At 62.6% G+C, this 13,744-nt stretch carries 10 protein-coding genes; 5 read left to right on the top strand and 5 right to left on the bottom strand.

Annotated elements, in window-relative coordinates; all coding sequences use genetic code 11:
• Positions 1 to 34: 34 nt before the first annotated feature.
• Complete coding sequence (locus tag ACR9ZC_RS13100; protein ID WP_481580599.1) at positions 35 to 2,215, top strand: type VI secretion system Vgr family protein; 2,181 nt, start codon at positions 35 to 37, stop codon at positions 2,213 to 2,215.
• A 13-nt stretch (positions 2,216 to 2,228) separates the two neighbouring features.
• Positions 2,229 to 3,494, top strand: a complete 1,266-nt coding sequence (locus tag ACR9ZC_RS13105) for a hypothetical protein (RefSeq protein WP_481580600.1) — start codon at positions 2,229 to 2,231, stop codon at positions 3,492 to 3,494.
• Positions 3,495 to 3,624: 130 nt separating this feature from the next.
• On the opposite strand, the gene ACR9ZC_RS13110 is transcribed toward ACR9ZC_RS13105, so the two are convergent.
• Complete coding sequence (locus ACR9ZC_RS13110; protein WP_481580601.1) at positions 3,625 to 3,948, bottom strand: hypothetical protein; 324 nt, start codon at positions 3,946 to 3,948, stop codon at positions 3,625 to 3,627.
• Positions 3,949 to 3,990: 42 nt separating this feature from the next.
• On the opposite strand from ACR9ZC_RS13110, the gene ACR9ZC_RS13115 reads away from it, so the two are divergent.
• The 3 genes from ACR9ZC_RS13115 (at position 3,991) to ACR9ZC_RS13125 (ending at position 10,405) form a co-directional block, all read left to right on the top strand.
• Complete coding sequence (locus ACR9ZC_RS13115; protein ID WP_481580602.1) at positions 3,991 to 8,028, top strand: RHS repeat-associated core domain-containing protein; 4,038 nt, start codon at positions 3,991 to 3,993, stop codon at positions 8,026 to 8,028.
• Between the two features lie 15 nt (positions 8,029 to 8,043).
• Entirely contained in the window at positions 8,044 to 8,400 is a 357-nt protein-coding gene (locus tag ACR9ZC_RS13120; RefSeq protein ID WP_481580603.1) for an SMI1/KNR4 family protein, read from the top strand.
• A gap of 283 nt (positions 8,401 to 8,683) precedes the next feature.
• A complete protein-coding gene (locus ACR9ZC_RS13125) occupies positions 8,684 to 10,405 on the top strand; it encodes a sensor histidine kinase (RefSeq protein ID WP_481580604.1) in 1,722 nt (573 codons plus the stop codon).
• 34 nt (positions 10,406 to 10,439) lie between these two features.
• Here the strand turns inward: ACR9ZC_RS13125 and ACR9ZC_RS13130 are convergent, their stop codons facing one another.
• From ACR9ZC_RS13130 to wrbA, 4 genes are read right to left on the bottom strand one after another with little or no spacing between them, the layout of a single operon-like run.
• On the bottom strand, positions 10,440 to 11,267 hold the full coding sequence (locus ACR9ZC_RS13130; protein ID WP_481580605.1) for a metallophosphoesterase: 828 nt from the start codon (positions 11,265 to 11,267) through the stop codon (positions 10,440 to 10,442).
• Positions 11,268 to 11,289: 22 nt separating this feature from the next.
• A complete protein-coding gene (locus ACR9ZC_RS13135) occupies positions 11,290 to 12,720 on the bottom strand; it encodes an FAD-binding oxidoreductase (protein ID WP_481580606.1) in 1,431 nt (476 codons plus the stop codon).
• Positions 12,717 to 13,142, bottom strand: a complete 426-nt coding sequence (locus ACR9ZC_RS13140) for a DUF2069 domain-containing protein (protein ID WP_481580607.1) — start codon at positions 13,140 to 13,142, stop codon at positions 12,717 to 12,719. The genes ACR9ZC_RS13135 and ACR9ZC_RS13140 overlap by 4 nt, the downstream gene beginning before the upstream one ends.
• Positions 13,139 to 13,741, bottom strand: a complete 603-nt coding sequence (gene wrbA / locus ACR9ZC_RS13145; RefSeq protein ID WP_331567368.1) for an NAD(P)H:quinone oxidoreductase — start codon at positions 13,739 to 13,741, stop codon at positions 13,139 to 13,141. Before wrbA ends, ACR9ZC_RS13140 begins: the two co-directional genes overlap by 4 nt.
• Between the last annotated feature and the right edge of the window lie 3 nt (positions 13,742 to 13,744).

A 13,744-nucleotide genomic window follows, 5' to 3' on the forward strand; every position in this document is an offset into this window, starting at 1 on the left:
GGCACCGACTTCATTGCGCAACGAGAGAGTCTGCATGTCTCGGATTTTCACGCTCGATAGCCCGTTCGGGGATCAGTTGATCTTTCGCCGTCTGACGGGCAACGAAGGCCTGAGCGAGCCGTTCGAATTTACGCTCGATGCGTTGGCCCAGAGCCATAGCCTGCCGTTGCAGTCGCTGCTCGGCAAGCCTGTCACGATCGAGATCGAGGAGCAAGGTGGACGGCGGCGCCATCTGAACGGATTGATTGCGCGTGCACTGATGGGCGGCCGCGAGGCCGATCGGCACTACCGGTACGAGCTCACGCTGCGTCCGTGGCTGTGGCTCGCCACGCGCCGTGCCGACTGCCGGATATTCCAGCTCAAGAGCACGCCGCAAATCGTGCAGGAGGTGCTCGCACCGTACGGGTTTCCGCTCGAAAACCGGCTGACCTGTAGCTATCCGCCGCGCGAGTACTGCGTGCAGTACAACGAAACCGATGCGGCGTTCGTCTCGCGGCTGATGGAGTTCGAGGGCATCTACTATTACTTCGAACATGCGTCCGGCCGCCATACATTGGTGCTGAGCGATGCGCCGAGCGCGCATCGCCCGCTGCCAGGATACGAGTCGATTCCATTCATCGGGCCCGACCGGATCGCGATCGCCGATGAGGAGCATATCGCCGGATGGTGGCCCGCGCAGGAAATTCATTCGGGCCGGCATGAACTGAACGACTATGACTTCAAGAAGCCGCGCGCGGATCTGCTTGCGCGCCGGGCCGATCCGCTCGGCTACCGCCATGACGATCTTCCCGTGTTCGAGTGGCCGGGCGGCTATCTCGACGGTGCACAAGGGGAGCGCTACAGCCGTGTTCGTCTGGAAGAGCTGCAAGCGGAGCATGACCGCGCGAGCGGATACACGAATGCGCGCGCGATGGCGCCGGGCTATTTATTCAATTTGACGCGTTGTCCGCGGGCCGATCAGAATCGCGAGTACCTCGTCGTGCGGTGCCGCTACCTGTTTCAGGAAAACGCCTACGCGACAAAAAGCGGCGATAGCGAGGTGACGCACGAGACGCAGTTCATCGCGCAGCCTTCGAGCTTGCCGTATCGCGCACCGCGCCTCACGCCGAGACCGCGCACGAACGGCCCTCAAACGGCTGTGGTGACCGGGCCGGCCGGCGAGGAGATCTGGACCGATCAATACGGACGAGTGAAGCTGCAGTTCCACTGGGACCGCTATGGACGGCGCGACGAAAACTCGTCCTGTTGGGTGCGCGTATCGAACCCCTGGGCGGGCGGCGGCTTTGGGGGAATACAAATTCCGCGGGTCGGCGACGAAGTCGTCGTCGATTTCCTCAACGGCGATCCCGATCATCCGATGGTGACGGGGCGCGTCTACAACGCCGAGCGAATGCCGCCGTGGGGCTTGCCGGCCAGCGCGACGCAAAGCGGGTTGCTGTCGCGTTCGACGCCCGGCGGAACGGTCGCACATGCGAATGCACTGCGTTTCGAAGACCGCAAGGGCGCCGAGCAGTTGTGGATGCATGCCGAACGCAACTTCGATGCGGAGACCGAGCAGGACCACACGTTATCGATCGGACACGACCATACGCATTCGGTCGGAAACGACGAGACGATGCAGGTGACCAACAATCGGAAGCGAAGTGTCGGTCAGAACGAGACGGTGAGCATCGGGCAGCATCGCATGGCCACGATCGGTGGCAATGAGACGCATACGGTGGCAGGCAGCCGCCAGCGTGAAGTCGGACAGGCCGAAACCGTCAACATCGGGGCGGATCGGCAAGCGACGATCGGCGGCAGTCATACGGAGACCGTCGTGCACAACAAGACCGCGACGATCGGCCAGCTTTATCACACCACCACTCGGCAGATGAAGACCACTGTCGCCGCCTCGCATATCGAAGAGATCGGCGAGCGGACATCGTCGATCGCACATGCGCATGTGGTCAACGTAGGTGCGGCACAGTCGGTGAACGTGGGCAGCAATCACACGATGACCGTGGGAAAACGGGTACTCGTGAGTGCGGGCGACGAACTCGCGCTCGTTTGCGGCAGCGCGAGCATCACGCTGAAGAACGATGGCACGATCCAGATCATCGGTGTGACCGTCGAGTCGGTCGGATCGAGCAGCCACAGCATTCGCGGCACGACGGTCACGTCGTCGGCCACGGGCGAGCACACGGTCGAGGGCGTCGTGTTGAAGCTGAATCCCTGAGAGACCGGCGCACATGCAGAATTGGCAACCCACGAATCCGGTCGAACGCAGGTTCATGAATGCGCACGCCGATTGGCTGCGCTTTGCGAACGATCGCGATGCGCGGCTGATGATCTGGCAAACGAACGAAGCCGACGCGCAGCTCGTGCGGCTTTATTTCCAGGCGCAAGAGGAGCTGTCGTGCGCGGTCATTCGCTTGCGCTCGGAGTATCTCGATGAAGCGCGCTATGCGCATGCGCTGACGAACGAGATCGTCCGGTTCTACGACAGTCGGCGAGATGCATCGAACGCACAGGGGATGCGAGCCGACTGGCAAGCACCGCCTTATCGGGGCACGGATCCGATCCTGCATTTGCTGAGCGTATCCGATAGCCTCATGCAGCGTCATCCGGACATTTTCCCGGCGCTGATCTTCGTGCTGGAGCCGGCGCAGATTCATGACGAATCGGCGTTTTCGGGTTGGCTCGGGAAACTGCTTTCGGTCTTGAAGACGGTGCCGCGGCTTGGCGAGCGCGTGCGATTCGTTTTGGCGCGCACGGGTGTCGAGTCGTTGGCGCCTCTGGCCGAGCGACATAGGGACGTGGTGCGCCTTGCGCGCGGACAGTACAGGATGGCGAGCGTGCCACGCGAGTTGCTCGCGGAATCGGGCGAACGCGGAGCGAGCGGTGAGTTTCGGCGCCTTTTCGTGGAACTCGGCGAAACGGTCGGCTCAGGCGATCCGGCGACGCTCGAGCGGCTGCGCACGCAGGCGCTCGAGATCTCCGAGCGTGAACGGTGGTTCGATCAATGTACGGTCGTGCATTTGATCTCGGGTGCTGCGTATCTCAAGTGGCGCGACCACGCGCGAGCGATCGAGGCTTATCGGAGTGCGGCTCGAAGCGGCGAGCAGGCCGTCGAAGCCGGGCATCCGGCGGGCCACAAGCTCGTCGCCCACGGATTGTTCGGCGAGGCGAGTGTGCATCTGACGCAGAAGGCGTTCGCATTGGCAGCGTATTGCTATGAGCGCGCCGCAGCTTCGATGAGCGCAGCGAAGGACGCGCTGATGACGGTCGAAGCATGGCGCATGAGCGCAGTGTGCTGGGAGAGGGCTGGCGAGCACGAGCATGCGCTCGAGGCCGGTTTCAACGCGCTCGATGCCGGCCTGTCGATCGATGAATCGATGCGCGTGAACAGCAATTTGCGGCTCGTCGTCGAATGGATGGTGTCGCAGGTCGGAGCGTTCGATCGGCGTCGCGGCGAGTTGACCGAGAAAGTCGCTGCTTTGAGCGCAGGACGGTGAGCGCACTATGGGATTGCTCGCTGTCAAGCACATGGATCCTGTCGTCGGCGTGGACGTGCACGCCGTTATCGTAGCGCCGAGCCCGACGCCGGTATTTCTTCCTCACCCGCACGTCGGTTTCGTGCTCGATTTAAGGGAATACGTTTCCGCCGCAATGGGCGTGGTAGGCAGTATTGCGACGACGATCGTGCAAGAGAAAGCGATCGAATATCTGCAGGACCATCCTGATGTCGCACAACAGATCGACCAGGCGACGAACGTGGTGGGCGACAAGCTCAACGACATCGAAAGCAACGCAATCGTCGCGGAGGGATTGAAGCTCGACGCGGATATCGCTGGCGTGGAAGGCGCGGTTGCGAACGCATCGGGGGCTGGCGTGGGTGCGGGCGGTGGCGGCGGCCCGATCTTCGTCAACGGCTTCATGCGCACGACTGCGGGGACGCATTCGTTTCACGTGCCGGGACTGCATTTCCCGTTGGGCGAATCGTTTGCACCCGTGCCGCCCGCACCGCCCGAGCCGTCGAACGACGCCGAAGCCTACATGGGCAGCAGGACGGTGCTCGCGAACAACGATCCGATGTCGTTCATGGCACTGCCTGCGATGAGCTGCTGGTCGGTCGGCGAAGAGCCGATTCCGCACAACGGCGCGCACACGCAGCGAGAGTACCCCTCGATGCCGTCGTCGGTGATGCTGCCGATTCCGGTTGGTCGACCTGTGCTGGTCGGTGGCCCGCCCGTGATGAATATGGCCGCGGCTGCGGCGGGGCTGTTCAAGGCGTTTCAAGGATCCAAATGGGCCTATGCGCTGGCCGACAAGCTGCATTTGAAGCCGGGGTTCCTGCGATGCACGGTGCTGCGCGCCGAGCCGGTGGATGTGACAACTGGTGAGGTCGTCGTTCAGCAGCGGGATTTCACTGTGTCCGGGCGATTACCGCTTGAATGGGAGCGGCATTACGCCAGTCACGACACATATCCTGGCGCGGTCGGGGTGGGATGGCAGACACCGGCCGATATCCGGCTCGAACTGATGTCGCACGAGGGGGGGATCGGTGCTGCTGCGTATTTTCCGGATCATGCGACAGCGTTCGATGCGTTGCCCGTAGCCGAAGGCTGGTCCGGGCGTGCCTATGACTGGCAGCACGGGCATGCGCTATACCGGTGCGACGACCGGCTTACGCTGCGTACCCGGGGCGGCATCGAATACAGGTTCGATTTGCCACCGCAATGGCAGCAAATCGTGTCCATGCTTGAAGGCGAGGCGCGGCTGACGCTGCCCGTCGAGCGTATCGCCGATCTCAACGGCAACGCGTGGGTCTTCGAACGAGACGAGCGGAGACGCGTTGTGCGTATTGCCGAATGGACCTGCGACGGGGCGACGGCTCGCACGATCGAATGCGATAGACGAGATTCAGGGTATGACCGGTTGAGCGGCGTCACTCACGCTGGATGGCTGACCGGGCTGATTCTCGTTGATGCGGACGGTCACGGGCATCGCCTCGTCACATACGCGCAAGACCGCGACGGAAACCTGAGTGCTGCCGCCGATGCGCTGGCGCATCAGCGCCGCTTCGACTACGCGGTCGAGCATCGGCTGACCTGTCACACGAGCGCGCGTGGCGTGTCGTTTTATTACCATTACTGTATGGGCGAGGACGGCGTATGGCGCGTCGATCACGCATGGGGTGACGACGGACTGTTCGATTACCGCTTCGCATACGATCGAGTGCGAATGGAAACCAGGATTACCGATTCGCGTGGCCATACATCGATCCTGCAATTGAACGATCGCAGCTTACCGGTGGCCGAAACCGACCCGCTTGGCGGCGTGACGAGCTACCGGTACGACGCGCACGGGCGCATGAGTGCCGAGACCGATCCCGCCGGACGTACTACCGCGTGGCAATACGACCGCTACGGCAATCTAGTAGCACAGACGCTGCCCGACGGGAGCGCGGTACGTACCGATTACGGTGAGGACCACCATCCGGTCTCTGTAACATTGCCCGGCGGACGGCGGTGGAGCTACGAATGGGATAGGCGAGGCAACTTGCTCGCGAAGATCGCGCCGTCGAGTGCTACCTCGCGCTATACCTACGACTCGTATGGACAGGCGATCGCTTACACCGGGCCGCGTGGAGCGATTACGCGATTCGAATACGACCGCGATGGCGGTCTCGCCGCGCTGAACGATGCGCACGGCCATCGCACGCAGTATCGGCATGACGCACGCGGGAACTTGATCGAGGCAATCGATGCTCTCGGACAGGTGAGCCGCTATGAGTACGATGGCAACGGTAATCTGCTCCGGGCCATTGAGCCCGGCGGGCGTGAAGTGCATTGCGTCTATGATCCGGACGGGAACCTGGCGCGCTATCGCGATGCGGCGGGCCATGTGACGGAGCTGGAGTATTCGGCACTTGGCCAGGTCAGGCGACGCGTCGCACCGGACGGCACTGCCGTCGAATACCGATACGACACGGAAGCAGAACTGATCAGTGTCGCGAATGAGCGGGGTGAGCTCTACGCGTTAGAGCGGGACGCGCTGGGACGCATTGTTGGCGAGACGGACTACTGGGGGAAGGCGCGGCGCTATCGATACGGCGCAGCCGGCGAATTGCTCGACAGCACCGACCCGCTGGGGCAGATCATCCGGTATCGGTATGATCGACTCGGCCGCCTGGTTGAGAAACTCGCGCCTGATCCGGAGCGGGCGGAGGAGGCTTGGGTAGACCGCTTCGAATATGACGGGCACGGCGATCTGGTGCTTGCGGAAAACCCGTCGTGCCGTATCGAGTTTGAATACGATGCCGACGGCCGAGTGAGCACGGAGCGGCAAGGCGAAGATTTCACGATTGCCAGCGTTTATGACGCGGCCGGCAATCGAACGGAACGCAAGACAAGGCTTGTTGTCGGTGGTGGAGTTGTCGGGCACACGGTGCGGTATGCGTATGATGCATTAGATGTCGTGACCTCGATTCAGATCGACGACGCGGCCCCCGCCGTTCTTGAGCGCGATGCGCTCGGGCGGATCACCGCCGAGCAACTGAGTGCCGAACTGCGACGCGAGCTGTCGTATGAGGCGGCTGGGGAGATTACTTCGCAGCGGACACTGTTGGCAGGTACAGGCGCGTTGTTCGCAACCGAATATGCTTATGACGCGAATGGCGAATTGGTGGAAAAGCGCGATTCTCGCACGGGTGGCGAACGCTATCAGTACGACCCCGTGGGAAGAATTACCGCGCACATCAATCCCATCGGCCGGCTGCGCCGGTTCCTGTACGACCCGGCGGGCGATTTACTGAAGACGCATATTCGCGAGCGCCGCACGGTGGGGGCTACCGATGTGCCATCGGCTGACATGTGGGTGCGTGAAGGCGAATATGCGAACTGCTATTGCGCGTACGACCGTATCGGGAATCTGATTCGCCGGCAACAAGCCGGGCATGACCTGACGCTGAGATGGAATGCGTTCGGACAGCTCCTTGACACGGTGGCGACGCGGCCCGCTGCGGCGCAAGCGAATAGACAGGTTTGTGTCCGCGCCCAGTATGAATACGACCCACTCCAGCGTCGGGTGCGTAAGATTGTCCGTGATGGCGCTCAGGGAGATATGTCGGCGCACGTCAGCCGGTTCTTCTGGGACGGCAATACGCTCGTGGGCGAGTATGCCAGCGACGAACACGGAAGCGCCGGCGCAGTCTCAGGAGGGGGTGCTGCTAGCGAACGCGGTTTCGCCGCGGGGCAGTTATATGAGTGGATCTACTATCCAGAGACATTCCGGCCGTTCGGCGCGGTGTATGGCGAATTGACGGAAGCAACGGCGTCAGGTTCCGTTGCACGACAGGCGCTCGTTACGCCGACGGTGTATTTTTACCAAAGCGACGTTAACGGAGCACCCGTGCGGATGCATGACGCCGCGGGCTCCGTCATGTGGGAGTCATGTTACGCTCCCACGGGCGGGATCGAAGGGTCTGCTGCTTCGCAGGTTCATCAACCGCTGAGATTGCAGGGGCAGTATCACGATGCTGAAAGTGGGCTCAACTATAACCGGTTTCGGTACTTCGATCCGCAGACAGGATCGTTCATTAGCCCGGATCCGATCGGCCTCGACGGTGGCGACAATTTATATCAATATGCGCTCAATGTTCTCGCATGGATTGACCCTCTAGGACTACTTACTTTCAGTCCGAACGATCCTGATCTGTTCCCGGTGACAGGCGGGCAGCGCAACATTGTCCAGATAACCATGCAGGGTTCGCGCGGAAGAGACTTTACCGCCGCCTTCAGGGAGGCTGGAATCACGAAGAAGCAAGCGAAGGGCTATACGTGGCATCACGTTGACGACTTCAACCCGAGAACCGGGAAGACGACCATGCAGTTGGTGAAAACCAATGGTACTCACAAGCGCACGTCACATGCAGGCTCCGTCTCTCAGTTCGAAAAGCGATTCAACGTGAGATACGATACCAGCGCGTCGCTGAAGCACGCCTACCGAAAGGGATGGATAACGGGGAGAAAGCCGTCTTGTGTTTAATCTGGGAGGAGAGCAATGAGTAAACTCGTATTGTCGGATTCAGAGAAACCGCTGAGTGACAGTGATCTGAGAAAGGTTGAGCAAGATCTGGACGTGAAACTTCCGAGCGATTTTGCGGAATTTTACAAGGCCCATAACGGTGGCAGTCCGGACCGGCCTGTTTTGAAAGATTTTTACGGAAAGCGTGAGGATATTGAGATCAGTGCGTTCTTCTCTATGTTGTACCGCCGGGAGTTCGGGGATGATCCCGACTACACACTGAACGGGCGTGCAAAGAGCGAATGGGCGGAGCACAAGGTTCCGAGAAATCTATTGCCTTTTGCGATGGACTGGGGGGGAATTATATTTGTCTCGGGCTCGAGGATGGAGTGATTTACTACTACGTTCTCGATGTCTGGAGTGATAATTTATCCACCGAGCAGAATTTTGCTTCCAACACCGTACCTATTGCACCTTCGTTTGCTTGTTTTGTTGACAATTTGAAGCATGACCCCGATGCGTGAGGAGTAGGGCGGACACGTCGCGGGGTCGGCGCGCGCCCGCGGCACATTTCGCCTCCTCCCTGATGTTCCCTTTGCGACTCGCCGATCCCATCCCATAATACGAATACGCGCGCGTCGAGGCGGCGCCGCGCCATCCAACGCGGGAGACGAGCGTGGGCGAATCGCCGGACGAAGCACAGGTGTTTCTCTCGACCTTGCGGCCGGAGCCGCGCGACAGACAGGTCGCTCTCGCCGTGGTTCTGGTCTCGGCCGCGTTTTTCCTCGCCGCAGTACCGTTTGCAAAGGTCCAACTCCCGAAGGTTTGGCCATTCATCCCAATCTACGAGTCCGCACTGATCATCAGCGATTGGCTGACCGCGGCGCTTTTGATCGGCCAGTACAAGATTCTTCGCTCGCGCTCGCTGTTGGTGCTGGCGAGCGGCTACTTGCTGACGTCGTTGGCTGCGGTTGCGCACATGCTGACGTTTCCAGGGCTTTTTGCGCCCGACGGACTGCTCGGCGCCGGTCCGCAAACTACAGCATGGCTTTACATGTTCTGGCACGCCGGTTTTCCGACGGCGGTCATCATCTATGCGCGGCAAGCGCCGCCTGAGCCATCGCCGGTGAGCGACACGACAGGCGGGTTGTTCGCGCCCGTCGCCAAATGCTGCCTCGTGATTCTGTTTGCCGTGGGCGGGGTGGTCGCCTTGACCACGGCAGGTCATGAGCGGCTGCCGCCGATTCTCGATCACGAGTTGTACACGCCCGCCTATATCAGCGCGATCGCCACGGTCGGCGCGTTGACGCTCGCCGCGCTCGTCACCGTTATTCGCCGCCGGCCCCGCTCGGTGCTCGACCTGTGGCTCATGGTCGTCCTGTGCGCCTGGCTTTTCGATATCGCGCTATCGGCGGCACTCAATCATCGCCGCTTCGACCTCGGGTTCTACGCCGGTCGCATCTATGGGCTGCTTGCCGCGAGCTTCGTGCTCGTGGCGCTCACCTTCGAGAACGTCAAGCTGTACGCGCGCGTCGTACGCGCCTTCGACCGCGAACGCGCCGAACGGCGCCTCGTGCAGCAGCGCACGGCGGAGCTGAACGAGGCCAAGGCGTTGCTTGAAAAGCGGGTTGCGGCGCGCACGTCGGCACTCGCCGCATCGAATCGCGATCTCATGCGCGAGGTCTCCGACCGCAAGCGTGCCGAGCACGCGCTCAGGCGGTCGCAGGCGGAGTTGCGAGAGCTTGCGGCGATCAGCTCATCGGCACGCGAGCAGGAAAAGCGCCGCATCGCGCGCGAGCTTCACGATGAGCTGGCGCAAACGCTCGCCACCCTGCGCCTCGAGATGGATCGATTCGGCGAACAACAAACGACCGCCAACGGTTTGCCGCTGCCCGAGCTTGCCGACATGCGCTCGCTCGTCGACGAGGCGGTGACTTCGACGCGTCGCATCGCCTCGGATCTCAGACCGGCGATGTTGGACGATCTGGGTTTGGCGGCCGCAGTGCAATGGCTGACCGAGGCGTTCGAGCAACGGCACGGTATCGATTGCGAGCTCATTGTCGAGCCTGTCGATTTCGACCTCGACGAACCGTATGCGTCGACAGCGTATCGGATCGTGCAGGAATCGCTGACCAACGTCGCGCGGCACGCACAGGCGACGCGTGCGTGGGTCAGTCTTCTTCGCGAAAACGGGCAGATAGTGTTGCGGGTCCGGGACAACGGTGTCGGCTTCGAGCCGCTGGCGCGCCGCAAGCCGACTTCGTTCGGCCTCGCAGGGTTACGCGAGCGGGCCTATCTCGTCGATGGCAAGCTCCGTATCGAAAGCGCGCCGGGGCAGGGCACAACGATTGAAGTGCGCATTCCGATGCCGGTGACGCAAGTGCGTGCGGAAACCTGAGCGACGCCTGCGACGCTGCGCGCTCCGCGGCATCTCAAGCGCGGGTAGGAATTTCGACGATCTTGTCCCACGCGAACTGCGGGTTTTCGAGCCCGCGTGTGCGCCGGTCGAGATAGCCGCGCGGATTGCAGACGACTCGCGTGCCGTCGGTCACGTAGTCGAACGCCGTATGCGTGTGGCCATGAATCCATAGCGCCACCGGCTCGCGCACGAGCATGGGCAGATGGTTGATGAACCCGGCCGATGCGAGATCGTTGGCATAACGCTCAGCGAGGCTCGCGCGATGCGGCGCGTGATGGGTTACGACGATCGTCGTACCGTCGAACGGCTCGGCAAGCTCCTGCTCGAGCCAGGCGCGCGCGTGCCGGTGCAGCGCCAGCGCATCGTCCACCGTGAACAAGCGTGCAGGGCCATCGCTCGCGGCAGTATCGGTCGACCAGGCCACCTGTATCGGCCCACGAAAATCGAGCAACACTTTTTCGCAGGCGGCGAACGATGCGGCGAGCGCCGCTTCGCTTGCGCCGAAAAGTTCGAAATCGGTCCACAAGGTCGTGCCGAGCACGCGCCAGCGGCCGGAGGGGGCAACCCACGCTGCATTGTTGAGATAGTGGAGATTGTCGACGCTCGCGGCCGCGTCGCGCATGGCCGTCTCCAGGGCGCCGAATTCGCCGTCGTAGTACTCGTGATTGCCCGGCACGTAGATGATGGGCGTATCGGGGTCGAACGTCTGCGCGGCCCAGCGTATCCCTTCGGCGTGATTGTGAATGTCGCCGGCAAGCACGACGAGGTCCGCGTCGGCGTGCGGGATAGCTTCAGGCTCGTCGCATTCGAGATGCAGATCTGACAGTACGCGGATTTTCACGGGATGCCTCTTGCGTTCTACGCTAGCGTAGCACCTTGCCGGGATTCATCAGGCCGAGCGGATCGAGCGCATGTTTCACCGCCCGCATGAGCGAGAGTTCGACCGGCGACTTGTAGTGCGCGGCTTCTTCCACTTTGAGCTGCCCGAGACCGTGTTCGGCGCTGATACTGCCATGATGGCGAGCCACGCTATCGTAGACAAGCCGGTTGATTGCCGCTTGATACCGGGCGAGAAAGGCCTTCGCATCTCCACCTTCGGGCGCCTGGACGTTGTAGTGCAGGTTGCCGTCGCCGAGGTGCCCGAACGTCACCATTCTCGCGCCTGGAATGGCAGCCGCAATCGCGGCGTCGGTTTCGGCGATGAACGTGCCGATGCGCGAGATCGGCACCGCGATGTCGTGCTTGATGTTCAGTCCTTCTTCGGCCTGTGCGAGCGGGATGTGTTCGCGCATTGCCCAGAACGCGCGCGACTGCGTGAGATTCTCCGCGACCACCGCATCTTCCACTAGCCCGGCATCGAGCGCCGTTTCCATCATCTGCTCGAAGAGTCCGCGTGCGTGCGCTTCGCTTTCGCCGTCGGACAGTTCGAGCAAGACCGTTTGCGGGTGCGACGCGTCGAACGGATAGCGAAGCTGAGGAAAGTGCTTGCCGACGAGCCGAAGGCAAAAATCGGACATCAGCTCGAAGCCTGTCAGCAACGCACCGGCGGTACGTCGCGCGAGCGAGAGGAATTCGAGCGCGGCGTCCGGCGATGCGAGCGCTGCGAGGGCGGTCACTTGCGCGGCGGGCAGCGGATGCAGCTTCATGACGGCCGCGGTGATGATCCCGAGCGTACCCTCCGAACCGATGTAGAGGTCGCGCAAGTCGTAGCCGGTGTTGTCCTTGCGCAGGCCCCGCAGGCCGTTCCATATCTCGCCTTGGGGCGTGACCACCTCCAATCCCAGGCATAGCTCGCGCGCATTGCCGTACCGCAGCACGCCCGTGCCGCCGGCATTGGTCGACAGATTTCCGCCGATCGTGCAACTGCCCTCGGCCGCGAGACTGAGCGAGAACAGCCGGCCGGCTTCGCGCGCGCGGGCCTGTACGTCGGCCAGCACGACGCCGGCTTCGACCGTGATCGTGTCGTTTTGCGTATCGATCGCGCGCACACGCGTGAGACGAGTGAGGCTGATGACGGCCTGCTTGCCGCTCGTATCGGGCGTTGCACCGCCCGCGAGTCCCGTGTTGCCGCCTTGTGGCACGAGCGCGATGCGGTGCGAGGCCGCAAGGCGCACGAGCGCCGCCACTTCTTCGGTCGTGCCTGGGCGCAGCACCGCGCAAGTCGCGCCCGAATAGCGCCGGCGCCAATCGGTCAGGTACGCGGCGGTGTCGTGCGGCTCGGTAAGGACGTAAGCCTCGCCGATGGCTTGCCGGCAAGCGGCGACGAATTCGGACGAAGAAGTGGAATCGCTCATGATGACCTTTGCCTGGATTGGCGCGCTGCCCGCTTGAACGGCGCGACGTAAGCGAGCGCGCAAGAGAGAAACACAACCGACAATGCCGTTTCGAGCCAGCCCAGCATCGCTGAACGTCCCGCATCGCTCATGCCTCGAACGATGCCTTCTGCGAAATAGAGCAGGATCAGCATCGACGCCCACTGCAACGTGTAAAGACGCCGGCGCAGCACGCCGGGCAGCGCGGCAGCGAGCGGCAGCGCCTTGAGTACGAGGGCCGAGCCGCCGGGCCGCAACGGCGCGAGCCAGCGCTCCCAGGCGAGCGTCAGTGCGATCAGCGCGACGAGCGCCACCGCTGCCCCGACGGCGTATGCGCGGTGCGCGCCCGCCGGTCCAGCCGCAGTTCGAGCCGATTCCGCGTCGGGAGGCCGAGTGCCGGTCATGGACGGCCGCCGAGCAGGGCCGCCGTTCGCGCGACGCGCGCGCCGAGTGCGGTGGCCAGCGTTTTCTCATGCGGCGAAAGCGACGATTCGCGGGCGCCCGCGCCGGACACGTGCGAGGCGCCATAGGGCGTACCGCCGCTTTGCGTCGCGGACAGCGCGCTTTCGGTATAAGGAATGCCCACGAGCAGCATGCCGTGATGCAAAAGCGGCAGCATCATCGAAAGCAGCGTCGTTTCCTGCCCGCCGTGCAGACTCCCCGTCGACGTGAAGACGCAAGCCGGTTTGCCGGCCAGCGCGCCGCTCAGCCATTGGGGCGTGGTGCCGTCGAGAAAATACTTGAGCGAGGCGGCCATATTGCCGAAGCGGGTCGGCGAGCCGAGTGCGAGACCCACGCATTCTTCGAGATCCCGCGGCTCGGCGTAAGGCGGACCATCCGCAGGTATCGGCGGTTCGGTGGCTTCGCTGAGGGGCGAAACGCTTGGCACGGTGCGAATGCGAGCCTGCATGCCCGCGACGCTGTCGACGCCTTGCGCGATCGCGAGCGCCAATTCGCGGGTGGCGCCGTGCCGGCTGTAATAAAGTACGAGGATGTCTTTCATGGG

It is taken from the genome of Trinickia sp. HAY1-2D, assembly GCF_056754935.1.

Coding starts and splice junctions, on each gene's coding strand:
- wrbA (WP_331567368.1), bottom strand. CDS start 13,741: ATGAAAGACATCCTCGTACTTTATTACAGCCGGCACGGCGCCACCCGC.
- ACR9ZC_RS13105 (WP_481580600.1), top strand. CDS start 2,229: ATGCAGAATTGGCAACCCACGAATCCGGTCGAACGCAGGTTCATGAAT.
- ACR9ZC_RS13120 (WP_481580603.1), top strand. CDS start 8,044: ATGAGTAAACTCGTATTGTCGGATTCAGAGAAACCGCTGAGTGACAGT.
- ACR9ZC_RS13100 (WP_481580599.1), top strand. CDS start 35: ATGTCTCGGATTTTCACGCTCGATAGCCCGTTCGGGGATCAGTTGATC.
- ACR9ZC_RS13140 (WP_481580607.1), bottom strand. CDS start 13,142: ATGACCGGCACTCGGCCTCCCGACGCGGAATCGGCTCGAACTGCGGCT.
- ACR9ZC_RS13135 (WP_481580606.1), bottom strand. CDS start 12,720: ATGAGCGATTCCACTTCTTCGTCCGAATTCGTCGCCGCTTGCCGGCAA.